Here is a 26,305-nt window from a genome sequence, read left to right on the forward strand (position 1 = left end):
CATGTGAAGGACGTCAGACGATCTGGACGTTCTTGGACGTGATCTCGGAGAGCTTGGTGGCTCCCACTTGGCGCATGATCGTCTCGAACTCGCGCTGCATCAGGGTGAGCACCATCTCGACGCCGGGCTGGCCGAAGGCGGCGAGGCCCCAGACATAGGGGCGGCCGACGCAGATTGCGGTGGCGCCGAGCGCCAGGGCCTTCAGCACGTCGGTGCCGCGACGGAAACCGCCATCGATGAGGACCGGTACCTTGCCGTTCACGGCGGCGACCACTTCCGGCAGAGCGCCGATGGTCGATTGCAGGCTCTCCTCGGCGCGGCCGCCATGGTTGGAGACGATGATCGCGTCGACGCCGTGGGTCAGGGCGATCTTGGCGTCCTCCTGGGTCACGATGCCCTTGAGGACGAGCTTGCCCTTCACGATGCCGCGAAGGCGCTTCACGTAGTCCCAGGTCATGCCGGTGCCGTAGAGGTTGGTCACCTTCGACACGTCGATGTCGTCGAACATCGGCTTGCGGCTGACTTCGTTCTTGAAGCCCGGCGTATGGCAATCCGTACAGGTGCGCGTGTCGGCGCGGCGCTCGCGGAACAGCGTCTCGGTGTTGCGGCCGCCCTGGCGGTCGACGGTGAGCACGATGGCCGGTGCGCCGGCCGCTTCGGCCCGCTTCACCAGCTTCTCAGTCACGGACCAGTCGTCGGTCGGGTAGAGCATGTACCAGACGGGGGCGCCGCGCTCCTTGATGACGTCCTCGATCGAGGTGCTGCCCACCGTGGACAGGATCATCTGGTGACCCTTCGCCTTGCAGGCGCGGGCGGCGGCCGCCTCGGCCTCGGGGTGGAAGGCACCGACGCTGCTCACGGGCGCCAGCGCGATCGGGCTGGCCCAGGTCTCTCCGAAGATCTTCACGGTCGTGTCGATCTTGCGCACGTCGATCAGGCGGCGGACGCGGATGTGGATCTTGTCGAAATCGTCGCGGTTGGCCTTGAGCGTCTTGTCGGCGTCGACGCCGCTGGCGAGGTAGCCGTAATGCGCCGGCGGCAATTCCTTCTTCGCCACGGGCTCGAAATCGAACACGTTGAGAGCCTGCGCCGGAGAGGCGATGAGGTCGCCGTTCATCACGGGGGCTGCGCGAAGCACGTCGTAGCTCTGGGCCACCGCTTCCGTGGTTCCGAGGGCGGCGATTCCCGCCAGGGCGCGCGCGGCGCTCGGCGCGAACAGGGGGCTGGCGGAGAAGTAGCTCAACAGCTTCCGGCGGTGGATCGACGCGTATTCACCCATGGCAGACTGTCCCTCGACACCGTTCGACATACGTCTCGCTCTCTCTTGCTTCGCCGGGCCTTCCTGCACCAATTCTATTGTGCGATGCAATAACTGATATAATTCTAAGTTATAGCGCAGATGCCGGCGTCTGCCCAAGCTGCGAGATCAGGCGATGCAGTATTTCGATGGAATCTGGGCCTTAAACCGTCGATCAGCAGCGATTACGGGTCGATTCGCACCCTGCGCCGCCCGTTCACGATGGCGCGATCCGTTCGTTTCACGACCTCGGCCGGTGACGTGATTCGACAGGCGCCACCGCACTGCAATATGCGAACGAGCCGATCGACCGGTTGTACGAAACGAGAAAGGCGCGGACATGCCGCGCCTTTCGTCGTGCAGATGAAGAACTAGTCGCCGACGAACGCCGTTTATTGAGCCGGCTTCTCCTCCGGCGCCTTCTGGTCCGCCGGCTTGTCCTCGGCGGCGGCCTTCTCCACGGCGGGAAGGGGTGCCGGAGTATCGGCCAGCGAGCGCAGATAGGCGATCACGTCGGCGCGCTCCTGCGGGGCCTGGATGCCGGCAAAAGCCATCTTGGTGCCCGGCACGTAGGTCTTCGGGTTGGCGAGGAAGTGGTCGAGCTCGTCGTAGGTCCAGGTGCCGCCCTTCTCCTTCAGCGCGGCGGAATACTCGAACCCGCCCTCATGGGCGCGCTGGCGATCGACGACGCCCCAGAGATGCGGGCCGACCTTGTTCGGGCCGCCCTTCTCGAAGCTGTGGCAGGCCGCGCATTTCTTGGCCGCGCCGGTGCCCTTCTCGACGCTGGCGCTGGCGAGACGGACCGGAAGGGGCTCGGCCTTGACCGCGGCGGCGGCACCGCCACCGGCCGCCTCGGGCTGAGGCTCGGGCAGGGCATAGCCCGCACTTCCCGCCGGCTTGGCGCTGTAGATCAATTCGGCGACGAAGCCGGACCCGATGGCGAGAAGCAGAGTGCCGAGCACGGCGCCCGCGACCTTGTTCAGCTCGAAAGAGTCCATTCTCGACAACTCCGGGGGCGTCCGCCGGTTGCGGCGGCAGGCGTGGCCCGGTGAGCGGATGCCCCGGACTCTGGAAATGTTCGAGGGTGAATAGCGGTTAAGGACCGACCTTGACAATGGCGGAGCTGACGGCCGTGTAGTCGCAGAGCGCCGGATGTCATTCCGGGGGCCCCGACCATGCGCCGATGAACAACGCGCCGATGACAACGCGCACTGCCCCTGCTACTCCCCCGGCTCGCTGCAGAGATACGCCGGTCGATGTCGGATCCCCTCGTTCTCATTCCCGCCCGCATGGCCGCCTCCCGGCTGCCGAACAAGCCGATGGCCGACATCGCCGGTGAGCCGATGATCGTCCATGTCTGGCGCCGCGCCGTGGAGGCCGGGATCGGGCCGGTGGTCGTGGCCACGGATGCCGTCGAGATCGTCGAGGCGATCGAGCGGGTCGGCGGCCTCGCGACCCTCACCCGGGCCGATCATCCCTCCGGCTCGGACCGGCTGGCCGAGGCCCTCGACATCATCGATCCACAGGGACACCACGACGTGGTGGTCAACGTGCAGGGCGACCTGCCGACGATCGACCCGGCGATCATCGGCGCGGCGATCACGCCCCTGGCGGACAGAGCCGTGGACATCGCCACCCTCTGCGCCGTCATCACCCGCGACGAGGAGCGGCACGATCCCAACGTGGTGAAGCTCGTCGGCCACCATGTGGGGCCGAACCGCCTGCGCGCGCTCTATTTCACGAGGGCGCAGGCGCCCTGGGGGGAGGGGCCGCTGTTCCACCATATCGGCCTCTACGCCTATCGCCGCCGGGCACTCACCCGCTTCATGGCCCTGCCGCCCGGCGAACTCGAGACCCGCGAGAAACTGGAGCAGCTGCGGGCGCTGGAGGCGGGCATGCGCATCGACGCCACCATCGTCGACGACCTGCCGCTGGGCGTCGACACCCCCGCCGATCTCGAACGGGCGCGGGCGGTACTCCTGGCCCGGCGCCTCAACTGACGAACCGAGTCATCACTTCCATGTCCGATACGACCGAATCCCGCACCACGATCTCCTATCAGGGCGAGCCGGGCGCGAATTCGCACATCATCTGCGCCCAGGCCTATCCCGACTGGACGCCGCTGCCCTGCGCCTCGTTCGAAGAGGCCTTCGCGGCGGTGAATGACGGCCGTGCCGCCCTGGCGATGATCCCCATCGAGAATTCCATCGCCGGTCGTGTCGCCGACATCCATCACCTGATCCCGAGCTCGAACCTGCACATCGTGGCCGAGCACTTCCTGCCGATCCATTTTCAGCTGATGGCGCTTCCCGGCACGCCGATCGAGGCGATCCGGACGGTTCACAGCCACGTCCATGCGCTGGGCCAATGCCGCAAGATCATCCGGCGGCTCGGGCTGAAGGCCATCGTCGCCGGCGACACCGCGGGCGCGGCGCGCGAAGTCGCCGAAGCGGGCGATCCGAGCCGCGGCGCCCTGGCCCCGGCCATGGCGGCGGGCGTCTACGGGCTCGACATCCTCGCCCGCGACGTGGAGGACGAGAGCCACAACACCACGCGCTTCGTGGTCTTCTCGCCCGCGGCGGTGGAGGTGCCGCCCGATGCCGGACCGACGGTGACGAGCTTCATCTTCCGCGTGCGCAACATCCCGGCGGCGCTCTACAAGGCCCTCGGGGGCTTCGCCACCAACGGCGTCAACATGTCGAAGCTCGAGAGCTACATGGTCGAGGGCCAGTTCTCGGCGACGCAGTTCTATGCCGAGGTGGACGGCCATCCGGAGGATCCCGGCCTTGCCCGCGCGCTGGACGAACTCGCGTATTTCTCGCGGGAACTGCGCATCATCGGCACCTACCCGGCCCATCCATTCCGAGAGACCACCCGGCTGGCGGCGGAGTAGCGCGCGAGACGCGCACTATTCCCGCTTGATCACCCGGTCGACCACGAGGTCGGACCAGAAGCCCGGCCGGAACTCGCGCTTCAGGGCCTCGGGGTCGTAGACGGTCTCGACCCAGGTCAGGAAATCCAGCCCCTTCGCTTCGCCCTCCCGCAGGTAGAGGTCGAAGAACGCGTCGAGGATTCCGGTCTTGGCGAATCGGAAATGGCCGTACCTGGCCGAGAGCTGACCCATCGCCTCCGAGACCGGCACGCCTTCGTGCAGGATGAGGAACAGGGCGGCGCCGAGGCCCGCCCGGTCCGCCCCGGACTTGCAGTGCATCACGGCGGGATACTGGACCCCGTCGAAGAACCCCTTCGCGCCGAGGATCGTCTCCTTCGACGGCGCCTCGCGCGAGCGCAGGACGAACTCCACGAGGTCCAGCCCCTGCTGCGCGCAGGCCTCGCGCTGGAGCGGCCAGGAGCCATGCTCGCGGCCGCCGCGCAGGGAGATCACCGTCCGCACGCCCTGCCGCCGGAACCAGGCGAGCTGGTGCGGCGTCGGCTGGGCCGAGCGCCAGACCTTGCCGGTGCCGATCTTGTGCCGGTTGAGATAGGCCAGCCGGAACACCCCGTGATCCACGAGCAGCATGTTGGCCCAGGCCCGCATGCGCGCGCCCCGGCCGGCGATCGGCTGCTCGAAGCGGGCGATCCGCGCCATGCGCCGGGCATAGCGGATCTCGGGCTTGATGAATCTGTTGAACACGGGGGGCGGAAGGAACCTGTCGGGAGGAACGTGCGGCGGCTCTAACAGCCGGGGCAGCGTCGGGCAAACGGATGTCGCAGAATTGCGTCACCCGAGCTTTACGAAGCGCGCTTTTCGGAACTCGGCATCCGGCTTGCCTTCATCATGCCCGTATCGTGGATTTCGATGCGAGATCGTTCCCGTTTCCAACAAGCGTAGGGACAGTCATGAAGACGAGCACCACCAGCATCCGCCGCGCCCGTCCGAGAGACGCCGATCGGTTGAGCGACGTCTTCGACGAAACCTGGAGGGAGGCCTATCGCGGCATCATCCCCGGCGTCTCCCTGGAGCGGATGATCTCCCAGCGCCCCTCGCAATGGTGGCTCGGCGCGGCCCAGCGCAATCGCCCCCTGGTGGTGGTCGAAATCGGCGACGAGGTCGTCGGATACGCGATCTACGGGCAGGCGCGGGGCGCCGCCCTCAAGGCATCGGGGGAGGTGGACGAACTCTACATCCTGCCGGCCTATCAGGGCCTCGGTCTCGGCCGGCGTCTGTTCCGCGCGGTGCGCAACGACCTCGCCGACCATGGGCTGACCCGGATCGGGATCTGGACCCTGGCGGGCAACGAGCGCGCCTGCGGCTTCTATACCAGCCTCGGCGGCGTGAAGGTGGCGGAGGCCATCGACCGCATGGCCGGCGCCGTCCTCTCCAAGGTGGCCTACCGCTTCGAGTGAGGCATCGCTAACCCGTCTTCGGGGAACCCTGAAGGCGGGGCAGCACGTTGATCCCGCGCCCGGACGCCGCCGTTCCCATATGCCGGGAAGGCGTCGCGACGCCCCCGCGCCGGATCAAGGACCATGATGACCGCCAACCAACAGGATCTGTCACGCCGGGATTGCACGGCGCAGGATTGGGACGACCGCGTCACCCGCCTCACCGAGAAATTGCCCGATCGGTTGCGGCGCGCCATCGAGTGGCTGCGCGAGCCCTCTCGCCGCTGGGTGAGAATCGGTGCGGCGATCCTTTTCATCCTCGGCGGCATCTTCTCGATTCTGCCGGTGCTCGGGCTGTGGATGCTACCCGTGGGGCTCGCGCTCCTCAGCCAGGACATTCCGGCCCTCAAGGTTCCCCTCGAACGCTCGGCCCGCTGGATCGAGGGCGTCTGGCGGCGCTGGTTCGGATCGGGCGATAAGAAATCCTGATCCGCCGCTCCGTCCCCACACCGCGACTGGATATTCACGACTGTGATGGGGCTGCCGAGGATCAGGAACGGCGTGATGGAGGTCATTGAGGGGTGAGCGTGAGGCGTACCGGAACTCCCTCTCCTCCCAGCCTACGATATCTCCACAACTCGCAGGCCGCTCGGGTCCTCTCTCCCTCCAGGAGAGCGAGCCCGTCGCGCCGTCCATCCAACCCTCTTGGATAGAGGGAACAGTTGTCGAGCAGATGGGTGAATCCAGGGGCCGTTCATGAGTTGAGACCCGCAGGTTACCCGATATGTGCGACTCCCGAGCCATCGACCGTATGGGCCGGGGCTTTCAGGGCTGAACGGGCGCGCACCGGTTACGATAAGCCGCAAAAGCCCCGCGCATCGGGCGAAGGTCGATTTCCTTTATCGCGGAAGGGATTTAAGAGACGCCGAAACAGCGTCTTGGATTGCTGCAGGCTCGAGCGAGGACCACATGATCATCGACTCCATCTCGATTGGAAAGAACCCGCCGGACGACGTCAACGTCATCATCGAGGTGCCGATCGGCGGCGATCCGATCAAGTACGAGATGGACAAGGAATCCGGTGCCCTCGTGGTCGACCGGTTTCTCTATACCGCGATGCATTATCCGGGGAATTACGGTTTCATCCCCCACACTCTCTCGGGTGACGGCGATCCTTGCGACGTTCTCGTTGCGAATACGCGCGCCATCGCGCCCGGCGCGGTCATCAGCGTTCGCCCGGTAGGCGTTCTCGTGATGGAGGACAACGCCGGCGAGGACGAGAAGATCATCGCCGTGCCGTCCCGCCACCTGACGATGCGCTACAACCGGATCGAGAACTACACCGACCTGCCGGAGATCACGATCCAGCAGATCCAGCACTTCTTCGAGCACTACAAGGATCTGGAGCCCGGCAAGTGGGTGAAGATCAAGCGCTGGGGCGACAAGGCGGAAGCCCATCGCCTCATCAACGAGGGTATCGAACGCGCCAAGGCCGAGAAGGCCTGAGCCCCAGACCCCTTTACAACGCCTCGCCCCGCATCAGCCTGGGCGAGGCCCCCCGCGAGGCCCCCCGCGAGGCCGAGGCCTCGCCGATGAACACCGACTTCAAGCCCGGCATCCGGTCGACGAGGCCGAGCCCGAGATCGCGCATCAGGCGGATCGGCAGGATGTCGTTGGAGAACAATCGGTTCAGCCCGTCCGTGACCGCCGCCATGGCGAAGGTATCGAAGCGCCGGCTGCGCTCGTAGCGCTGCAGCACATCCTTCGCCCCCGGATCGAGGCCGAGGCGCAAAGCCTCCGTGATCTCCTCCGCCAGGGATGCGGCATCTGCGAGGCCGAGATTCAGCCCCTGGCCGGCGATCGGATGGATGACGTGGGCGGCATCGCCGAGGAGCGCGAGCCGCTCGCCCCGGAAGCTTCGCGCCATGCCGAGGGAGAGCGGATGGGCGCTCGGCCCGTCCTCGATCACGAGGCGGCCGAGATTGAGCCCGAAGCGGCGTTCGATCTCGGTGAGGGTATCCTCCCGGCTTCCGCCGATCAGCGCCTCCACATCCGCTTCCCGCTCCGTCCACACGATGGAGGAACGGTGGCTGAGCACACCGCCATCGACCAGCGGCAGGATCGCGAAGGGACCACTGGGCAGGAAATGCTCGAACGCCCGCCCGCCATGGGGGCGCTCGTGCCCGATCGTGGCGACGATGCCCATTTGTGGATAGGACCGGCCGACCCAACCGATCCCGGCCGCCTCGCGCAGCCTCGACCGCGCTCCGTCCGCGGCGACCAGCAAGGTCGCGTCCGTTTCGCGCCCGTCGGACAACGCGAGGGCCATGCTCCGGCCGCTCGCCTGCGCGTGGCGGATGCCGACCGGCTCGAAGGCGACCCCGACGGCTCTCGATGCCGCCAGAAGGCTGTCGACGAGGAACTCGGCCTCGACCATATGGGCGAAGGGCTCACCGGCCGGCGGCGTTTCGCCCGTGCCGTCCTGGCCGAAGGTCAGGAAGACCGGCCTGACCGGATCCGACAGCCGACTGTCGCTGATCGCCATGTCGAGGATCGGTTCCGCCGCGTGGGCGACGTCGGCCCAGATTCCCAACCGCGTCAGCATGCGCCGTCCGCCCGCCGCCACGGCGAAAGCACGTCCGCGATGCCGGAGCGCGGCACGATCGAGCCCTGGATCGAAGACGGTGACGTCGAGGGCATCGCCATGGGCCTGACGCAGGGCCAGGGCCAGGCTGAGGCCGGGAATACCGCCGCCGGCGATGGCCACCTTGCGGGACGCGCCTCCTTGCATCGATCCGCTCATGCCCTTTACCTCGTCCCCATTCCAACGGCCTGCGATGAGAGACACGTGGAGTGGCACCCCGCCGCGCAGGAGGCAACGTGCGAGAGCGAAGCATGATGCGTCGCCGTGAGGTCCGGACCGTCGCTTTAGACGAGTGAGCCTTTCTTTCGGAGCAAGTCTTCTTTTCAGGGCGAGCCTTGCATTCCGGGTGAGCCTTTCATTCTGGGTGAGCCTTGCATTCCGGGCGAGCCTTGCATTCCGGGCGAGCCTTGCATTCCGGGTGAGCTGTGGCGATTCCAGCTGCGATAAAGCCGTGAAGCGCGGCCGCATCGATGTCCTCAGCCCGGCGAAAGGCACGCATGACCGGATCCGTCGACGAACTCCTCGCCTGTCTCGACCTCGCTCGCCTCGACGAGGACCTGTTCCGCGGTCAGAGCATCGAGACCGGGTGGTTCCGGGTCTTCGGCGGCCAAGTGCTGGGACAGGCTCTCGTCGCCGCCTCGCGCACGGTGGGGGCGAGCCGGCCACCGCATTCCCTCCACGCCTATTTCATTCTCGCCGGAGACCCGGCTGCGCCGATCGACTACGCGGTTGAACGCATCCGCGACGGGCGCAGCTTCGCAACGCGGCGAGTCGTCGCCCATCAGCACGGCCGCGCGATCTTCACCCTGTCGGCCTCCTTCCACACCGACGAGGACGGGCTCGTCCATCAGACCGCCATGCCGGACGTACCGGGACCCGAGGCGTTGCTCGACGCCCCCGCTCTGGCCGCACAGGCAGGGCCGTCGATCCCGGCCACGATGCGTGCCTATCTCGGGCGCGCCACCCCGATCGCGCTGAGGCCGGTGGAGGTGCAACGGTACATGTCGCGCGAACCGCGCGAGCCCCGCTTCCACGTCTGGCTTCGGGCCGGGGCGCGCTTGCCGGACGACCCGGCCATCCACCGCGCCGTCCTCGCCTATGCTTCCGACCTGATGCTCCTCGATGCGACGCTGATTCCCCACGGCCAGACGGTGTTCGATGCCGCGATCCAATCCGCGAGCCTCGATCACGCCCTCTGGTTTCACCGCCCCTTCCGCACCGACGAATGGCTGCTCTATGCGCAGGAGAGCCCAGTCGCCTCGGGCGCGCGCGGTTTCGCCAGGGGATCGATCTTCACGAGGGAGGGAGAGCTCGTGGCATCCGTCGCCCAGGAGGGTTTGATCCGCCCGATCCGCGACGCCCCCTGAGCCGCCGCAAGCTATGCTTTACGGACTGCCATTCTGCTCATGATATCGTCTTAATGACCGTTCTTTAGGCGATTGACGCGGAAAAATAGCACGATCACGCGTCAGTGATCGTTCACTTTGTGTGCAGAACGGGGAATGAAGAAAAGTTCCCTTTGGCATAGTCCTTGAATGATGGGCGCCGATCGCTTGGCCATTCCGGCTGGTGCGAAATGCCGGATTGCCGGGCCGCGACGTAGATCGGGCCGGCGACCGGGGGCATCCAGAACAAAAGGGGGCGCCGCCCATGAAGATCGTGATGGCTATCATCAAGCCGTTCAAGCTCGAGGAGGTCAGGGATGCACTGACCGGAATCGGCGTCCACGGCCTCACGGTGACCGAGGTCAAGGGTTATGGCCGCCAGAAGGGCCACACCGAAATTTACCGTGGCGCCGAATATGCCGTGAGCTTCCTGCCGAAGTTGAAGATCGAGGTCGCCGTCGCGGCCGATCTCACCAGCAGCGTCATCGACGCCATCGCCGCCGCCGCCCGCACGGGCCAGATCGGCGACGGGAAGATTTTCGTCGTGCCCCTCGAGAAGGCCGTCCGCATCCGCACCGGCGAGACCGACGTCGACGCGCTCTGAGCCAACGCCCCGGCCGGACGACGCTCCGGCCCGCTTCCTCCTTCCTTCACGTCATCATCGCACCGCGATCGGGAGTTCCGTTTCCATGAAACTTCGCAATGCCCTTGCGCTCGGGATGGGAGGCGCCGCGCTGGCCCTTCTGTTCGTCGAGCCATCCCTCGCACAGTCGCCGACCCCAGAAGTCGTCGCGGCGCCGGCCGCCGCCGCGCCCGTTCCCAACAAGGGCGATACCGCCTGGATGATGGTCTCGGCCGTCCTCGTGCTCCTGATGACCGTGCCCGGCCTCGCGCTGTTCTACGGTGGCCTCGTGCGCACCAAGAACATGCTCTCGGTGCTGACGCAGGTCTTCGCCATCGCCTCCATCGTCTGCCTTCTGTGGGTCGCCTTCGGCTACAGCATGGCCTTCACCAACGGCGGCGGTCTCAACGACTTCGTCGGCGGCTTCTCCAAGGTCTTCCTGAAGGGCGTCGACCCGTCCACCACCGTGGCGACCTTCTCCAACGGCGTCGTCATTCCCGAATACGTCTACATCTGCTTCCAGATGACGTTCGCGATGATCACGCCCGGCCTCATCGTCGGCGCCTTCGCGGAACGTATGAAGTTCTCTGCCCTGCTCGTGTTCTCGGTGCTGTGGGTCACGCTGATCTACTTCCCGATGGCACACATGGTCTGGTACTGGGGTGGTCCCGACCTCGTCGGCGACGCCGCCAAGGCCCTGGCCGCTGCCACCGACGACGCCTCCAAGGCGACGGCACAGGCCGCTCTCGACGCGGTCAACGCCGATGCGGGCATGATCTTCAAGTGGGGCGCCCTCGACTTCGCCGGCGGCACCGTCGTGCACATCAATGCGGGCATCGCCGGCTTCGTCGGCTGCCTGATGCTCGGCAAGCGCATCGGCTACGGCCGTGACCTCCTCGCCCCGCACTCGCTCACCATGACCACCATCGGCGCCTCGCTCCTCTGGGTCGGCTGGTTCGGCTTCAACGCCGGCTCGAACCTCGAAGCCAACGGCTCTGCGGGTCTGGCCATGATCAACACCTTCGTCGCCACCGCCGCCGCCGCCGTCTCCTGGCTGTTCGTGGAGTGGATGCTCAAGGGCAAGCCCTCGCTCCTGGGCATGCTGTCGGGTGCCATCGCCGGCCTCGTCGCCGTCACGCCCGCCGCCGGCTTTGCCGGTCCCATGGGCTCGATCGTCCTCGGCCTCGTCGCCGGTGGCGCCTGCTTCATCATGTGCTCCACGGTGAAGAACGCCCTCGGCTACGACGACTCCCTCGACGTCTTCGGCGTCCACTGCATCGGCGGCATCCTCGGCGCCCTGGCCACCGGCATCCTGGTGAGCCCGGACCTCGGCGGCGTCGGCATCCCCGACTACACCAGCAAGCCCGGCGAACTCGCTGTCGGCGCCTACGACATGGCGGCGCAGCTCCTGGCCCAGGGTAAGGCCGTGGGCTTCACCATCCTGTGGTCCGGCATCGGCTCCGCCATCCTGTACAAGCTCGTCGACCTGACCATCGGTCTGCGCGTGACCCAGGACGAAGAGCGCGAAGGCCTCGACATCGCCGACCACGGCGAGCGCGCCTACAACTACTGATCTCGCCGAACCGCGAGATCCATCGAACCACGAGGCCCCGGTCGCCAGGCGACCGGGGCCTTCGTCATGTCCGCCACCGGGTTCGACGACGCGTGCCGGCATGGCCGGTCTTCCGGTCTTTCCCTTGCCGCATCGCCCCTTCGCGGGAGTACGGCGAGAATGTGATGCAAATGCAACATCCCGACGGCAAGTCCTGGAACAGGTCAAATTTGCCTATTAACTAGGCATTTGCATCAAAGTTGGTTTTGCGAAGCTCGGCGGGATTTGGCAACTTGCAAATCACAGAATAACTGGGGCTGAACTGCAATGACACTGAAGCTGACCGCACTGGGGACTGCTGCTTCCCTCGCCGCTTTCCTGAGCGTTGGCACTGTCAACGCCGCCGATCTTGCCGCGCCGAAAGTCATGCCGGTGGAGGCGAAGGTCTCTGAACCGCTGATCGGCTTCTCGTTCGGCTCGCGCTACCAGACGGATTATAACTTCCGCGGTGTGTCGCAGTCGAACCGCCAGGGCAGCTACCAGTCCTTCTTCGAGGCCCAGTATTTCGGCGGCTTCGCCTATACCGGCCTCGCCACCTACCAGACCCGCCTGCCCACGCAGCCGGACATGGAGTTCGATCTCGCCGCCGGTATCCGTCCGACCTACGGCAAGTTCGCCCTCGATCTCGGCGTGCTCTACTACTTCTACCCCAACGAGAAGCGCCTGCTGGGACCGGGCGGCGCGTTCCTGACCACCGCCAACACCGACTTCATGGAATATGCCGCCAAGGGCACCTGGACCGCGACGGATTCGCTGACGCTGGGCCTCAACGTGTTCTTCTCGCCGAACTTCCTCGGCCAGCACGCCAACGGCACCTACACCTCGGGTACCGCCGCCTACACCCTGCCGGCCGACTGGTTCTCGTTCCTGCCGGAGGCCTATTCCGGCGGCTTCTCGATCTCGTCCGAGCTCGGCTACTACTTCCTGACCGCGGCCAAGACTTCGGCGACCGGGCAGACCGCCTTCAACCTCCCGAGCTACCTCTACGGGAACGTCGGCCTGTCCTACACCTACAAGAACATCGTCCTCGATGTGCGCTACCACAACACCGACCTGAGCAAGACCGACTGCTTCAACTTCACCGGCGACTACCGCGGCTTCAACAACGGCGGAACCTCCAAGTGGTGCAGCGATGCCGTCATCGGCTCGATCACCTTCCAGACCTCCACGGCGGCTCCGGGCATCTATGCCGAGCCGGGCGGCCTCATGAACCTCTTCCGCTAAGCGCGAAGCTCAGCGACGGACGAAGAAAGGCCCCGGAGCGATCCGGGGTCTTTCTTCGTTGGCGGTATGAATGAGAACTGGCCAAGCAGGGCGTGCACACGACCGAAAAAGCAGACATCTGTGCGGGCCGCGCTAACGATCTCTAAGCCTTAAACAGCCGTTAACTCGGTCGACATAGCGTTACCGGATCGTTTCTCCCTGCGTCTGGTCCCGTATGCGCTCGCTCCGCCGTTCCGCATCGCCTTACGACACCTTCGTCGACAGCTTCAGGCCGTTCCTGGCCAAGCGGATGACGGAGATGGGCGGTCTCATCCTGTTCGCGGGCGCGACCGCGCTCACGGTCGCCCTGGCGACGTGGTCCATCGACGATCCGAGCATCAACCACGCCACCGACCGAGCCGCGCACAACGTGCTCGGCACCGGCGGCGCGGTGGTGTCGGACCTCGCGATGCAGCTCCTCGGCCTCGGCTCCCTGGCTTTCGCCCTGCCGCCCGCCTTCTGGGGCGTCCAGCTCATGCGGTCGCGGGAGCTGCCCCGGGGCGGCCTGCGGATCACCCTCTGGATCATCGGCTTCTTCGCCGCGAGCGCGGTGGCGAGCGCGCTTCCCCCCACCGCCCGCTGGCCCCTGCCCACCGGGCTCGGCGGCGTGGCCGGCGATGCCCTCATCCACACCGCGCGCCTCCTCATCGGCGCCATCGCGTCCCCGGCCACGGCCCTCGTCGGCTTCGCCTTCGCGGCGGTGGCGATCCTCTGCCTCACCGGTGCCTGCCGCGCCGGTGCGGAGCCGGAGGAGGAATCCTACGATCAGCCCGCTCCCTCCGCGTCCCACCAGCGTCCGCAACCCTCCGCCCGGCACGACGGCCGTTACGAGGAGGACGAACCGAGCCTCGGTATCGTCTCCCTCGGCACCCTGGCGCATCTTCTGATGGGCGGAAGGACCGCCATCGCCAGACGGATTGCCGAGTGGCGTGCCGACCGGGCGGCGGCGGCCACCGACCTCGCCTATGCCGGTGCCTCGCCGGCCCTGGCCGCACGCCGCGCCTTCTCGGACGGGGACGACGCGCCATGGTCAACCCATGCGCCGCTGGAGACGGGAAACCCGGCCAGAGGCGGCACCGCTCAGGCGGCTTCTCGGCCGGGTGGGGCGGGTGGGGCGGATCCCGCCTCGGCCCGCCGCGAGCCGGTCTTCGAGCCACAGCCCGTGACGGAGCCCCGGCCGGTCGCGCGCCGTCCCCTCCCGGAGCCGATCCTGCACGATGACGAGCCGGATGATGGCGGCGAGGAGTACTACGCTCCGAACGAGCCTGCCGAGTCCGTGCCGGCCCCGCGCTCCCGCGTGGCCCCGGTGGCACCGTCCCCCGCTCCGGCACCGATCCGGCGCGCATCTCCCGCACCGGCCTATGGCGCGGAGACCTATTCCCATCCCCCCCTCGAACTGCTCGGGGAGGCACCGGGCCTGTCCCTGGCGAGCCAGGTCTCGACGGAAGCCCTGGAGCAGAATGCGACCCTGCTCGAGGCGACGCTCAGCGATTTCGGCGTGCGCGGCGACATCCTCGCCGTGCGTCCCGGCCCGGTGGTGACCCTCTACGAGCTGGAGCCGGCCCCCGGCACCAAGTCGAGCCGCGTGATCTCCCTCTCCGACGACATCGCCCGCTCCATGTCGGCGGTCTCCGCCCGCGTGGCGGTGGTCCCCGGCCGCAACGCCATCGGCATCGAATTGCCGAATGCCCGACGCGAGACCGTGTATCTGCGCGAGCTCCTCGCCTCGGCGGATTTCGTCGAGACGAAGCAGAGCCTCGCCTTGTGCCTCGGCAAGAACATCGGCGGCGAGCCGATCATCGCCGATCTGGCCAAGATGCCCCACCTGCTGGTGGCCGGCACCACGGGCTCGGGCAAGTCGGTGGCGATCAACACGATGATCCTGTCGCTGCTCTACCGGATGAAGCCGGAAGAGTGCCGCCTGATCATGGTGGACCCGAAGATGCTGGAACTCTCCGTCTATGACGGCATCCCGCACCTGCTTTCCCCCGTGGTCACCGACCCGAAGAAGGCGGTCATTGCCCTCAAATGGGCCGTGCGCGAGATGGAGGAGCGCTACAAGAAAATGTCGAAGGTCGGTGTGCGCAACATCGACGGTTTCAACGCGCGCCTCGCCGAGGCTCGTGGACGCGGCGAGATCCTGACCCGGACGGTCCAGACCGGCTTCGACCGCGAAACCGGCGAGGCGGTCTACGAGACCGAGGAGATGGATCTCAATCCGCTCCCCTACATCGTGATCGTGGTCGACGAGATGGCCGACCTGATGATGGTGGCGGGCAAGGACATCGAGGGCGCGATCCAGCGCCTGGCGCAGATGGCGCGTGCGGCCGGCATCCACCTCATCATGGCGACGCAGCGTCCGTCGGTGGACGTCATCACCGGCACGATCAAGGCGAACTTCCCGACCCGGATCAGCTTCCAGGTCACGTCCAAGATCGACAGCCGCACGATCCTCGGCGAGATGGGCGCCGAGCAGCTGCTCGGCCAGGGCGACATGCTGTTCATGGCCGGCGGTGGCCGCACCACCCGCGTCCACGGCCCGTTCTGCTCGGATTCGGAAGTCGAGAGCGTGGTCGCCCATCTCAAGCGCCAGGGCCGGCCGTCCTACCTCGAAGCCGTCACCGCCGACGATGGCGAGGACGACGACAAGGGGACCAAGGGCGGCGGGAAATCGGCCAAGGGCTCCATCGACGAGATCGAGGTCGACGGTGCGGTGTTCGACCAGGGCAGCTTCGGCGAGAGCGGCGGCGACCTCTACGCCCAGGCGGTGCAGGTGGTCATGCGGGACAAGAAGGCCTCCACCAGCTACATCCAGCGCCGCCTGCAGATCGGCTACAACCGCGCCGCCTCGCTCATGGAGCGCATGGAGGTCGAGGGCATCGTCGGTTCCGCGAACCATGCGGGCAAACGCGAGATCCTGGCGGAGCCCGATCCGCACGAGATGTGACGCGCGCCGTCAGGTGCGCGGCGCGAACAGGATGATTCCGGTGCCGACGAGGCAGATCGCGGCGCCGGTCATATCCCACCGGTCCGGCCTCTGGCTCTCGGCGAGCCAGAGCCAGAGGATCGAGGCGGCGATGTAGACTCCGCCATAGGCCGCATAAGCCCGCCCCGCCGCGTCGCTCTCCACCCTGGTGAGCAGCACGGCGAAGAGGACCAAGGACGCCACGCCCGGCAGCACCCACCAGGCCGACCGGCCGAGCCGCAGCCACGCCCAGAAGGCGAAGCACCCGGCGATCTCGGCCAGCGCGGCGCCGGTATAGACGAGGGCGGTGATCAAGAATTCGCTCCATCACGAAGGGGGCCGCGCGCCGCGTTCCCGTGCCGGTCATTCTCCCGCAGGGACGACGGCCCTCGAAGAGGCCGCTCGAGATGTTGTGCCACGGCATGACCTCCTCCTGAAGTTCCGCATAGCGCCCTCGAAGAAGAGCTCCAAAACCCACCGAGCGAACCGAAGGGCTGCCTCGAAGCCCTTTGCTCGAGCAAAGGGCACCGCAGGACGAGCTGATCTCCTGGGATAGTCGACTCAGGCGGATGATCGACTTCGGCAGACGATAGATTAGGGCATGACCATCCGCCGAGACATCCGATCGAACCTCCTCAGTCCACGCTGAAGCGATAGGTCGTCGTCGCCGCGAAAAGCTCGCCGGGACGAAGCACCGTAGAGGGAAACTGTGCTTGGTTCGGTGCATCGGGAAACCCCTGCGCCTCGAAACAGACCGCATCGCCGGACCGGTACAGCTGCCCGCCGGACCCGACCACCGTGCCGTCGAGCATGTTGGCGGTGTAGAGTTGCAGGCCCGGCTGGGTGGTGGCGACGTCGAGCCTCCTCCCGCTCGACGGATCGAGAGCGGAGGCCGCGTGCCGCAAGGGACCGGGGTCACGCAGGACGAAGGTGTGGTCGTAGCCGTGCGCCAGGGCAAGTTGCGGATCCGCGTCGCGGATGCGGGTGCCCAGGGCTTCGGGCTCGCGGAAATCGAAGGCCGTGCCCGCCACGGGCCTGATCTCCCCCGTGGGGATCTGCCCGGCATCGGTGGGGAGGTAATGGTCTGCCGCGATCGCGACGCGGTGCCGCATCACGTCGCCGGAGCCCTCGCCGGATAGGTTGAAGTAGCTGTGATTGGTCAGGTTGACGATGGTCGGCCGGTCGGTCCAGGCCGTGTAGTCGATCCTCAGGGTCTCCTCGTCGCTGAGTGTATAGGCAACCTCGACATCGAGATTGCCGGGAAAGCGCTCCTCGCCGTCGATCGAGCGATAGGCGAGGACCAGGGACGCGTCGTCCGCCCGGATGACCCGCCAGATGCGCCGGTCGAACCCGCTCGTCCCGCCATGCATGGTGCTGCCGCCGGCATTGAGCGGCAGCTGGTAAGCGCGTCCGTCGAGGCTGAAGCGTCCTCCGGCGATGCGGTTGGCGTAGCGGCCGATGATGGCGCCGAAATGAGCGTCGCTGGCCTCGTAGCCCGCCACGTCACGGGCGCCGAGGACGACGTTGGTCCAGTTGCCCTCGCGGTCGGGCGTATCGATCCCGCTGATCACGCCGCCGTAATCGAGGATGTCGACACGCAGGCGGGGCCGGACGAGCCTGTATCGCGAGACGGGGCTCCCGTCCTTCATCCGTCCGAAGGTCTGTGCTGCCATGCCGGCATCCGTTTCGCGCGAGGAGTCGTCGGGCCTCAACGCGCGGAATGCAAATCAGGGGGCGAGAGCCGGTTCGTCCGCGTCGCCGGAGAGCTGCATTCGGTTCAGGCGTGCATAGCCGCCCTGCGCCGTCATGAGGGCGTCGTGCGTTCCGGTCTCGACGATGCGGCCGGCTTCCATCACCACGATCAAGCCGGCATCGCGCACGGTGGAGAGTCGGTGCGCGATGACGAGGGTTGTCCGCCCCTGCATCAGGCGCAGCAGCGCACCCTGGACCAGGCGCTCGGATTCGGAATCGAGGGCGCTCGTCGCCTCGTCGAGGAGCAGGATCGGCGCATCCTTGAGGAAGGCACGGGCCAGGGAGATGCGCTGGCGCTCGCCTCCCGACAGGCGTCCGCCGGAGGGGCCGACGCGGAACTCGTAGCCCTCGTTCAGCCGGCTGATGAAGCCGTGCGCAGCGGCGGCCTCGGCGGCCGCCTCGATCTCCGCGCGGGTCGCACCGGGACGGCCGAACTCGATATTGGCGGCGACCGTGTCGTCGAACAGCACCACGTCCTGGGAGACCACCGCCACGGCCGCGCGCAGGGAGGGGATCGTCACGTCGCGCAGGTCCGCGCCATCGATGAGCACACGGCCTCCGGTCACGTCGTAGAGGCGAGGCACGAGGTTAAGCAGCGACGACTTGCCGGAGCCCGAGCGTCCGACCAGGGCGACGGTGGCGCCGGCAGGGACGGTGAGGTCGATGCCCTCGAGGGCCGGTGCGTCCTCGCGATAGCGGAAGCGGACGCCTTCGAACCGGATCTCTCCGCCCGTGATGACCAGCGGCACGGCATCGGGCTTCTCGCGGATCCGCGGCGCCTCGTCCATCAGAGCGAAGTAGCGCTGGAGCGCCGCGCCGGCTTCCTGGAGAATGGCGTTGAGGGTGCCCAGCGCGCGGGCGGGCTGCGCCGCCAGGAGCAGGGCAGCGACGTAGCCGGTGAAATCGCCCACCGTGCGGTCGCCGGACATGACGCGCTGGCCCACCAGCACCAGCACCGCCGCCACCGCGAAGCCGCCGCCGATCTCCATCAGCGGATCGAGGCGCCCGCGGGCATTGGCCGCCTTCATCTTGAGACGGCGGACATTGTCGAACGCGCCCGACGCCCGGCCCTTCAGGTAGGATTCGAGGGCGTAGGTCTTGGCGATGCGGGCGCCCTGCAGGCTCTCGGTGATGAGGCTCGCCGTGAGGCCCATCTGCTCCTGTGTCGTGGTGGAGACCCGGCGCAGCTTCCGTCCGATGCGGCCGATCGGGCCAGCGACGAAGGGTACGACCACGGCCGCCACCAGGGTGAGCACCGGGTCCATCCAGAGCAGCGCGACGACGAGGGCGATCAGCATGGCGAGATCGCGCAGCAGCACGGTGGAGATGCGTGTCAACGCCTCCTTGATGAAGGCGAAATCCGTGGTGAAACGCTGGGTGAAGGCCGCCGGGCTCTCTCGACCGAGCTGGGCGAGGTCGGAATCGATGAGATGACCGTAGAGTGCCGCCTGCATGTCGGCCTCGACGCGGGTCACCACCCGGTTGGTGAGCACCGTCTGACCGAACAGGGCGAAGCCGCGGATCGAGGTGATGACGATGACGATGATCGGCCCATAGGTGAGGGCGGAGGGGTCCTTGTGATCGAAGGCGTCGAAGGCCCCCTTGATCAGGGCGGGATACAGCCCCGTCGCGACCCCGATGATGGCGATCAGCACCAGCACCACGGCGAGGGTCGCCCGGTGGGGCCGCAGCCAGTCGCGCCAGACTCGGCCGATGAGGGGAAGGGTGTCACCCCTGAGAAGTGGCCTGCGGCCCATGATCATCCGTTGTCTGGCGCGCGGGCAGGCGCCCGACATTCAGGCGGGGTTTGCCGGGCGATGAGGGGAAGATCAAGCGACGCTCTCCGCCTTGGCAATGTGATACTGTTACACTATAGAGGGCAACCGACCGTCGGGCACCCTCCGACTGCACCATCCCGTCGCCTTTCGGTCGCGTCACTCATCGCACGGCAGGCGTCGCCCCCACGGTAGGGCTACGGGCCATCGGGGCAGGGAGAGGGAGGGGTGCGGGATACGGCGGTGGCGTGGTCAAGGAGCAGGATGCATGCAATCGAGGCGCCACATCGTGAAATCGGCGGCAGCGGCCTGTTTTCGCCTGATGCTGGCCCTCGCCCCGGTCGGGACACCGGCAGTCGCCGCAGAGCCGCTGAAGGCGGTGGCCACGTTCTCCATCCTCGGCGATCTCGTGAAGCAGGTCGCCGGAGACCATGCCGAGATCTCGACCCTCGTCGGCCCCGATGCCGACGCGCATGGCTACAATCCTGCGCCCGCGGATGCGCGCAAGCTCGCCGCGTCCGATATCGTCGTGGTCAATGGCCTCGGCTTCGAGGGCTGGCTCGACCGGCTGATCAAGGCCTCCGGCACCAAGGCCCCCGTCATCGTCGCCTCGAAGGGCGTGAAGCCCATCGAAGGTGACGACGACCACGGCGGGGGCGGGCATGCGGGCCACGCCCATCACGACGATCCCCATGCCTGGCAGAGCATCGCCAATGTGAGGATCTACATCGCCAACATCAGGGACGGCTTGTCGAAGGTCGATCCGGGTCGCGCCGCCGAGTACGCGGCCAACACCAAGGCCTATCTCGCCACCCTCGACGGGTTGGAGGCCGACATCCGTAACGCCATCGCGGCGATTCCCCCCGACCATCGCCGGATCATCACCACGCACGACGCCTTCGGTTACTTCACCGCCGCCTACGGCCTCGATTTCATCGCGCCGCAGGGCGTCTCCACCGACAGCGAGGCGAGCCCGAAGGACGTCGCCCGCATCATCCGGCAGATCCGACGCGACAAGATCCCGGCGGTCTTTCTCGAGAATGTCGCCGATCCACGCCTGATGCAGCAGATTGCGCGGGAGAGCGGCGCCGCGCTCGGCGGCAAGGTCTATTCCGACGCCCTGTCCGGCCCCGGCGGCCTGGCGACGACCTATGTGGCGATGATGCGCAGCAACATCGCCGCCTTCAGCGCCGCGCTCGGGAAGAAGTAGGCACCCGGCGAGACGGTGGGGCGAGGCCCAATCACCCCGTCGCTTCGCCGATGACCTTCTGCAGGCAGATCGTCCGGGTATCGCGGTAGCCGAGATGTTCGTAGAAGTGGCGGGTCGCGCCATTTTCCTCGCGCACGAGGAGCTGGACCTTCCAGACGCCGCGCGCGGACAGCCACCGCTCGGCCGCCTCCATGATCGCCCTGCCCAGGCCGAGGTCGCGAAGTTGGGGGTCGACGGCGACGTAATAGACCCAGCCCCGATGCCCATCCTCGCCCACCATGACGGTGGCGACGATGGCCGCTTCGCGTTCGATCACCAGGATCGTCGAATGCGGATCGCGCCGGGCGAAGGCGATGTCCCTGGCCGGGTCGTTCCACGGCCGCGAGACTCCGGCGGCGAGCCAGAGGGCCACCACCGCGTCGACATCGCCGTCCTGGAACTCGCGGATCACGGTGGTCATCGATAGCCGGTCTTCTCACGGAGGATCCGAGGCGGGCCGCTCAGCCGCCCGTCATCGGCGGGAAGAATGCGATCTCCGTGGCACCCGCGATGGCGGCATCCGGCTTGGCATGAACCCGGTCGATGGCCGCCCGCACGATACCGGCATTCTCGAACGCATAGGCGTATTCCTCGCCGCGGCCGCGCAGCCAGCCGACGAGGTCGGCCACCGTCTCGGTCCCGGCCGGCAGGTCCACGGTCTCTTCGGCCTTGCCGATGCGTTCGCGCACCCAGGCGAAATACACGAGCTTCATGGTCTGCCCTTCCGGCTGCGGCATCGGCGGGTCAGCGCGGATCGTCGATCACGTGCCGGATGCCGGCTTTCATATAATCGTAGCCCGTGTAGAGCGTCAGGGCCGCGGCGACCCAGAGCAGGGTCTCCCCGGCGAAGACGGTATGAGGCAGGATCGTTTCCCCCGCCTTGCCGGCCACGAGGAAGCCGATCGCCACCAGCTGAAGGGTGGTCTTCCACTTTGCGACGCGGCTGACGGGAAGGCTGACCTTCAACTCCGCCAGATACTCGCGCAGGCCCGAGACGAGGATCTCACGGCACAGGATGACGATGGCCGCCCACAGGCTCCAGTCGTGGATCGTCTTGTCGGCCACCAGCATCAGCAGGCAGGCGGCGACGAGGAGCTTGTCGGCGATCGGATCGAGCATGCGCCCCAGGGCCGAGCTCTGATCGTAGGTCCGGGCCACGTAGCCGTCGAGATAATCGGTGATGGCGGCGGCGATGAAGACGCCGAGCGCCGCAAACCGCGCCGCATGCTCGTCCGGCCAATACAACAGCGCCACGACCACGGGAACGGCGACCAGCCGCCCGTAAGTCAGGCAATTCGCCAGCGTCCAGGCCGGTGACCTGCGTCGGAGGGGGAGGACAGTCATCGATGCGGTGAAACCATGGGCGGGGGGGAGGGGTCAACCGCGATGATCGTGTGGCCGTCTTGGGGGCGGTTTGGTTTCCGGGCGAAGTGGCCGAGCGTCACCCTCCGGCCTGGAAGTAATCGTACACCGCCCGCGCCGTGGCCGCGTTGACGCCGGGCGTGGTCGCCAGATCCTCCAGGGAGGCGCGCTGGATCGCCTTCACCGTCCCGAAATGGTGGAGGAGGGCGCGTTTGCGGGTGGGACCGATGCCGGCGATCTCGTCGAGGGGGTTCTTGATCATCTCGCGCTTGCGCTTGGCCCTGTGCGTGCCGATGGCGAAGCGGTGGGCCTCGTCCCGCAGGCGCTGGACGAAGTAGAGGGTCGGGTCACGCGGCGGCAGCTTGAACGGGGCCTTGCCGGGCACGAAGAAGGTCTCGCGCCCCGCATCGCGGTCGCGGCCCTTGGCGATGCCGACGAGGGCGACGTCGGTGACGCCCAGCTGTTCCAGTGCCGTACGGGCGGCTTCGAGCTGGCCCTTGCCGCCGTCGATGAGGACGAGGTCGGGCCAGGCCGGCATGGTCTCGCCGTCCGGTTCGGGGACCGGCTCGGGCACGCCGCCTTCGCTGGCCGCCAAAGCCGCCTCGTTCGGCGTGCGCGGGTTCTCCTTGACGAGACGCTTGAAGCGGCGCTGCAGCACCTCCTTCATCATCCCGAAATCGTCGCCCGGCGTCAGCTCCTCCGACTTGATGTTGAAGGTGCGGTAATGCGTCTTGGCAAACCCCGCAGGGCCGGCGACGATCATGCCGCCCACCGCGTTCGTGCCCATGATGTGGGAATTGTCGTAGACCTCGATGCGGCGGGGTGCTGCGGGCAACCCGAACGATTGCCCGAGGGCCACCAGCAGCTTGCCTTGCGAGGCGGTGTCGGCAAGCCTTCGGGCCAAAGCCTCCTTGGCGTTCCTCTGGGCGTATTCCACCAGGGCCTTGCGCTCGCCGCGCTGGGGCTGGTGGACCTCCACCCGGTTCTCGGCCCGGCTCGACAGGGCGGCCGCCATCAGCTCCGCATCCTCGATGGCATGGGAAACGAGGACGATCCTGGGGGCCGGCTTGTCGTCGTAGAACTGGCTGATGAAGGAGGCGAGCACCTCGTCCGGCGTCATGGAGCGGTCGGCCTTCGGGAAGTAGGCGCGGTTGCCCCAATTCTGGAAGTTGCGGAAGAAAAAGACCTCGATGCAGAACTGGCCGGCCTGCTCATCGAGGGCGAACACGTCCGCCTCCTCGATGCCCTGCGTGTTGACGCCCTGCGTCCCCTGAATCGCCGAGAGCGCGCTGATCCTGTCGCGGAAACGGGCGGCGCGTTCGAACTCGAGCTTCTCGGAGGCGTCCTGCATCTCCTCGCGCATACGGTCCTTCACCGCATTGGACTTGCCCGAGAGGAAGCCCTTCGCATTCTCGGCGAGCGCCTGATACTCCGGCAGGGCGATCTCGCCGGTGCAGGGGCCGGCGCAGCGCTTGATCTGATAGAGCAGGCAGGGCCGGGTGCGGTTCTCGTAATAGCTGTCGCTGCAGGTGCGCAGCAGGAAGGCGCGCTGCAGCGCGTTGACCGTGCGGTTCACCGCCCAGACGGTGGCGAAGGGGCCATAATAGCTGCCCTTGCGCCGCCTGGCGCCGCGATGCTTGACGATCTGCGGTGCTTCCGAATCCGCCGTGACCAGGATGTAGGGAAACGACTTGTCGTCCCGCATCAGCACGTTGAAGCGGGGCTTCAGCTGCTTAATGAGGTTGGCCTCCAGCAGCAGCGCTTCGGTCTCGGTGGCAGTGGTGACGAATTCCATCGCCGCCGTCTGCGAGATCATCCGGGCGATGCGGTTGGAATGGGCCTGGCCCCTTGCATAGGAGCCCACCCGGGCCTTCAGGTTCTTGGCCTTGCCGACGTAGAGGACGTCGCCCTTCTCGTCGAACATCCGGTAGACGCCCGGTCCCGACGGCAGCGTGCTCCAGAACCGGCGGATGATCTCCGTGCCGGCCTTGACCGCGCCTTCCTCGAAATCGAAATCGATCTCGGGTCCATCGTCGATGCGTTCCGGGGTCTCGTCCGCGTCCTCGCGCTCGTCGAACGCATCCGGCGGCAGGTCTTGCTGGGAAGACGGGTCTTTCGCGGGCTGGCGGCTCATGCCCGAGACTTAAGCGCCGGGGATTCGAGAAGGAAGGGGCTCCCGATCCCATCGACCCGCGAAGGTTGGCGCGTTCGCGTCTTAATCGAACAGCGCGTCGATATCGCCCTGGTCCACATGGCCCGGATCGCTGTCGAGCTTGGGTCCGTTGAGGAGCGAGCTTTCATCGTCGATGCTGGGGGCTTGCGGCACGACGCCGAGAATTTCGCTGAACGTGTCGAGACCGCCCCAGGCTTCGATCATGCGATCGAGATGCTCCTCGATGAACTTGAGCACGCCCACGATCTTGTTGATGCGCTGGCCGGTGAGATCCTGGAAGTTGCAGGCCTCATAGGCGACGATCACGCGCTCGAGGATCATGTCGACGTTCTCGGCTCCGGCGGCATTGCGCATGGCCCGCAATACGCCGGCATTGGTCTCGATCTCCTCCAGGGCGCCGAGGATCGTGCTCGTGGCGAGCTCGGTGGATTCCACCACCGCGTCGAGTTCGCCAGCGACACGCTTCATTCCCTTCCCGGTATTCTCCGAGTGATAGAGTGTGGCGATCTCCTGCTTGGTCCGTGTGATCGCGCCCTTCATCACGTCGAGCTCGGAGCGCATGGCGAAGGCCTCGTTGAGCTCCTTCCGGCAGGCTTCGATCGTCTCGACGGTGCTGGTCTGCGTGATGCGGCGAAGATCCTGTATCGCCGAGAGGATCTCATCGAGCTTCACGTCGTCGGCGCCGGAACGCTCGGCGGCGTGCACGACCTCCGCGACGGGTCGGACGCTTGCCAAACCGAGGCTGTCTTCGATGCGGTAGCGCTTCATGTTCATCGGGGATGATCAGCCGGCGGGAGTAACTGGGTCGAATGGCGGGGCACGCGTGGTTCGGGCGCGACGTCCTGAGGAACGACGCGGATCCCGATACGAGAGGCCTTCGAGCCACCATCCGACAAAGTGGTTGCCATTTCTTCAACAGACAAAAGAACGTGTGCGGTTTTACCGAAGATTCATGCTGTTTTTGAAAGCGACCAATCGAGCCGCAATGGACTGAACGATTCACCACGTTCTTTCACGTAATTCTCGCCCCGTCCGGCCAGCCTAGCGCTCAGGTTGATGATGGCTGGGAGTAGTCGCGTGTTGAAGCGTATCGAGTTGTGCGTTGCCATGGCTTGCCTGGCGGCGACGGTGACGGGTGGAGCCGCACAGGCTCAGTCATCCCCCGGCCAATATGGTGGCGGCTTCATCGAATTCCTGGTGACCGGCAACGGAACGCTGCCGCGTCCCCGGCGAGCCGGCCTCGCGGATGACGGCGTGCTCCCGCGCCACCCGGCCGCCCAGGGCTATGGTGGCGCGCCGATGCCGCGGGTGCTCTATTCGGGCGATCGCGTGCCCGACGTCGATCCCTATCTCGCTCCCGCGCACACGCGGCTCGCCGCTCTGCCGTCGCAGGCCGTGCCAGAGATGCAGGGCGCAGCGATCGAGCGCACGCCCGACCCGCGCTATGCCCGACAGGTCGTCGCCTTCGATGGGCGGCAGAAGCCCGGCTCCATCGTCATCGATACCCGAACGAAGTTCCTCTACCTCGTCCAGCCGGCCGGTCAGGCCATCCGCTACGGCATCGGTGTCGGTCGCCCGGGCTTCGCCTGGTCGGGGATGAAGACGATCAGCCAGAAACGCGAATGGCCGGACTGGACGCCTCCGGCGGAGATGCTCCAGCGCCGCCCCGACCTGCCGCGTCACATGGCGGGCGGACCGGCCAATCCTCTGGGAGCGCGGGCGCTCTATCTCGGCTCGTCCCTCTACCGGATCCACGGTACCAACGAGCCGCACACGATCGGGCAATCCGTCTCGTCGGGCTGCATCCGGATGATGAACGAGGACGTCATCGACCTGTATGAACGCACGCCCGTGGGGACGCGGGTCGAAGTCCTGTAAGC

Annotated in this window: 23 protein-coding genes and 1 pseudogene; 12 read left to right on the plus strand and 12 right to left on the minus strand. The window is 66.9% G+C overall.

Features of this window, described 5'->3' with window-relative positions; genetic code table 11:
• Positions 1 to 13: 13 nt before the first annotated feature.
• On the minus strand, positions 14 to 1,309 hold the full coding sequence (locus K368_RS0111345; protein ID WP_245259566.1) for an alpha-hydroxy acid oxidase: 1,296 nt from the start codon (positions 1,307 to 1,309) through the stop codon (positions 14 to 16).
• Positions 1,310 to 1,692: 383 nt separating this feature from the next.
• Positions 1,693 to 2,295: pseudogene (locus K368_RS24465) on the minus strand (cytochrome c family protein); the annotation flags it as partial.
• Positions 2,296 to 2,553: 258 nt separating this feature from the next.
• Here K368_RS24465 and K368_RS0111355 point away from each other — a divergent pair.
• On the plus strand, positions 2,554 to 3,297 hold the full coding sequence (locus K368_RS0111355) for a 3-deoxy-manno-octulosonate cytidylyltransferase (protein WP_027172515.1): 744 nt from the start codon (positions 2,554 to 2,556) through the stop codon (positions 3,295 to 3,297).
• 20 nt (positions 3,298 to 3,317) lie between these two features.
• Positions 3,318 to 4,190 (plus strand): prephenate dehydratase, encoded by an 873-nt coding sequence (locus K368_RS0111360; protein ID WP_027172516.1) that lies wholly within the window; start codon positions 3,318 to 3,320, stop codon positions 4,188 to 4,190.
• 15 nt (positions 4,191 to 4,205) lie between these two features.
• On the opposite strand, the gene K368_RS0111365 is transcribed toward K368_RS0111360, so the two are convergent.
• On the minus strand, positions 4,206 to 4,931 hold the full coding sequence (locus K368_RS0111365; RefSeq protein ID WP_027172517.1) for a tyrosine-protein phosphatase: 726 nt from the start codon (positions 4,929 to 4,931) through the stop codon (positions 4,206 to 4,208).
• Positions 4,932 to 5,137: 206 nt separating this feature from the next.
• On the opposite strand from K368_RS0111365, the gene K368_RS0111370 reads away from it, so the two are divergent.
• From K368_RS0111370 to ppa, 3 genes are all read left to right on the plus strand, one after another.
• The gene (locus K368_RS0111370) at positions 5,138 to 5,644 is read left to right on the plus strand and encodes a GNAT family N-acetyltransferase (protein WP_027172518.1); all 507 of its coding nucleotides are present in this window, start codon (positions 5,138 to 5,140) and stop codon (positions 5,642 to 5,644) included.
• A gap of 126 nt (positions 5,645 to 5,770) precedes the next feature.
• Positions 5,771 to 6,112 (plus strand): hypothetical protein, encoded by a 342-nt coding sequence (locus tag K368_RS0111375; RefSeq protein WP_051440045.1) that lies wholly within the window; start codon positions 5,771 to 5,773, stop codon positions 6,110 to 6,112.
• A 480-nt stretch (positions 6,113 to 6,592) separates the two neighbouring features.
• Positions 6,593 to 7,129: an inorganic diphosphatase gene (gene ppa, locus K368_RS0111380; protein ID WP_027172520.1), complete on the plus strand. Its 537-nt coding sequence runs from the start codon at positions 6,593 to 6,595 to the stop codon at positions 7,127 to 7,129.
• A 13-nt stretch (positions 7,130 to 7,142) separates the two neighbouring features.
• Here ppa and K368_RS0111385 read toward each other — a convergent pair whose 3' ends face one another.
• Complete coding sequence (locus tag K368_RS0111385; protein ID WP_027172521.1) at positions 7,143 to 8,426, minus strand: FAD-dependent monooxygenase; 1,284 nt, start codon at positions 8,424 to 8,426, stop codon at positions 7,143 to 7,145.
• Positions 8,427 to 8,764: 338 nt separating this feature from the next.
• Between K368_RS0111385 and tesB the strand changes: the two genes are divergently transcribed.
• From tesB to K368_RS0111410, 5 genes are all read left to right on the plus strand, one after another.
• A complete protein-coding gene (gene tesB, locus K368_RS0111390; protein ID WP_027172522.1) occupies positions 8,765 to 9,634 on the plus strand; it encodes an acyl-CoA thioesterase II in 870 nt (289 codons plus the stop codon).
• A gap of 283 nt (positions 9,635 to 9,917) precedes the next feature.
• Positions 9,918 to 10,256, plus strand: coding sequence for a P-II family nitrogen regulator (locus K368_RS0111395; protein WP_027172523.1), 339 nt, complete (start codon positions 9,918 to 9,920; stop codon positions 10,254 to 10,256).
• 85 nt (positions 10,257 to 10,341) lie between these two features.
• Positions 10,342 to 11,847 carry an ammonium transporter gene (locus K368_RS0111400; protein WP_027172524.1) on the plus strand — a complete coding sequence of 502 codons (1,506 nt, stop codon included), beginning with the start codon at positions 10,342 to 10,344 and terminating at the stop codon, positions 11,845 to 11,847.
• A gap of 306 nt (positions 11,848 to 12,153) precedes the next feature.
• Positions 12,154 to 13,110 carry a TorF family putative porin gene (locus K368_RS0111405; protein ID WP_245259567.1) on the plus strand — a complete coding sequence of 319 codons (957 nt, stop codon included), beginning with the start codon at positions 12,154 to 12,156 and terminating at the stop codon, positions 13,108 to 13,110.
• 214 nt (positions 13,111 to 13,324) lie between these two features.
• Positions 13,325 to 16,096, plus strand: a complete 2,772-nt coding sequence (locus K368_RS0111410) for a DNA translocase FtsK (RefSeq protein WP_027172526.1) — start codon at positions 13,325 to 13,327, stop codon at positions 16,094 to 16,096.
• A gap of 9 nt (positions 16,097 to 16,105) precedes the next feature.
• Here the strand turns inward: K368_RS0111410 and K368_RS0111415 are convergent, their stop codons facing one another.
• The 3 genes from K368_RS0111415 to K368_RS0111425 all read right to left on the minus strand — a co-directional run bounded on the left by K368_RS0111415 (position 16,106) and on the right by K368_RS0111425 (position 19,623).
• Positions 16,106 to 16,429 (minus strand): YnfA family protein, encoded by a 324-nt coding sequence (locus K368_RS0111415; protein ID WP_027172527.1) that lies wholly within the window; start codon positions 16,427 to 16,429, stop codon positions 16,106 to 16,108.
• A gap of 320 nt (positions 16,430 to 16,749) precedes the next feature.
• A complete protein-coding gene (locus K368_RS0111420) occupies positions 16,750 to 17,787 on the minus strand; it encodes an aldose epimerase family protein (protein WP_027172528.1) in 1,038 nt (345 codons plus the stop codon).
• Positions 17,788 to 17,841: 54 nt separating this feature from the next.
• Positions 17,842 to 19,623, minus strand: coding sequence for an ABC transporter transmembrane domain-containing protein (locus K368_RS0111425; protein WP_027172529.1), 1,782 nt, complete (start codon positions 19,621 to 19,623; stop codon positions 17,842 to 17,844).
• A gap of 340 nt (positions 19,624 to 19,963) precedes the next feature.
• On the opposite strand from K368_RS0111425, the gene K368_RS0111430 reads away from it, so the two are divergent.
• On the plus strand, positions 19,964 to 20,851 hold the full coding sequence (locus K368_RS0111430; RefSeq protein WP_245259676.1) for a metal ABC transporter substrate-binding protein: 888 nt from the start codon (positions 19,964 to 19,966) through the stop codon (positions 20,849 to 20,851).
• Between the two features lie 31 nt (positions 20,852 to 20,882).
• Here the strand turns inward: K368_RS0111430 and K368_RS0111435 are convergent, their stop codons facing one another.
• The 5 genes from K368_RS0111435 to K368_RS0111455 form a co-directional block, all read right to left on the minus strand.
• Positions 20,883 to 21,311 (minus strand): GNAT family acetyltransferase, encoded by a 429-nt coding sequence (locus K368_RS0111435; RefSeq protein WP_027172531.1) that lies wholly within the window; start codon positions 21,309 to 21,311, stop codon positions 20,883 to 20,885.
• Positions 21,312 to 21,351: 40 nt separating this feature from the next.
• The gene (moaD, locus tag K368_RS0111440; RefSeq protein ID WP_026176075.1) at positions 21,352 to 21,603 is read right to left on the minus strand and encodes a molybdopterin converting factor subunit 1; all 252 of its coding nucleotides are present in this window, start codon (positions 21,601 to 21,603) and stop codon (positions 21,352 to 21,354) included.
• A gap of 31 nt (positions 21,604 to 21,634) precedes the next feature.
• Positions 21,635 to 22,234 carry a CDP-diacylglycerol--glycerol-3-phosphate 3-phosphatidyltransferase gene (pgsA, locus tag K368_RS0111445; RefSeq protein ID WP_027172532.1) on the minus strand — a complete coding sequence of 200 codons (600 nt, stop codon included), beginning with the start codon at positions 22,232 to 22,234 and terminating at the stop codon, positions 21,635 to 21,637.
• Positions 22,235 to 22,331: 97 nt separating this feature from the next.
• Positions 22,332 to 24,386, minus strand: coding sequence for an excinuclease ABC subunit UvrC (gene uvrC, locus K368_RS0111450; RefSeq protein ID WP_027172533.1), 2,055 nt, complete (start codon positions 24,384 to 24,386; stop codon positions 22,332 to 22,334).
• Positions 24,387 to 24,467: 81 nt separating this feature from the next.
• The gene (locus tag K368_RS0111455; RefSeq protein ID WP_027172534.1) at positions 24,468 to 25,199 is read right to left on the minus strand and encodes a chemotaxis protein; all 732 of its coding nucleotides are present in this window, start codon (positions 25,197 to 25,199) and stop codon (positions 24,468 to 24,470) included.
• A gap of 333 nt (positions 25,200 to 25,532) precedes the next feature.
• On the opposite strand from K368_RS0111455, the gene K368_RS0111460 reads away from it, so the two are divergent.
• On the plus strand, positions 25,533 to 26,303 hold the full coding sequence (locus tag K368_RS0111460) for a L,D-transpeptidase (RefSeq protein WP_027172535.1): 771 nt from the start codon (positions 25,533 to 25,535) through the stop codon (positions 26,301 to 26,303).
• The last annotated feature ends 2 nt before the right edge of the window (positions 26,304 to 26,305 follow it).

The sequence above is a fragment of the Methylobacterium sp. 10 genome (assembly GCF_000519085.1).
Lineage (GTDB): Bacteria > Pseudomonadota > Alphaproteobacteria > Rhizobiales > Beijerinckiaceae > Methylobacterium.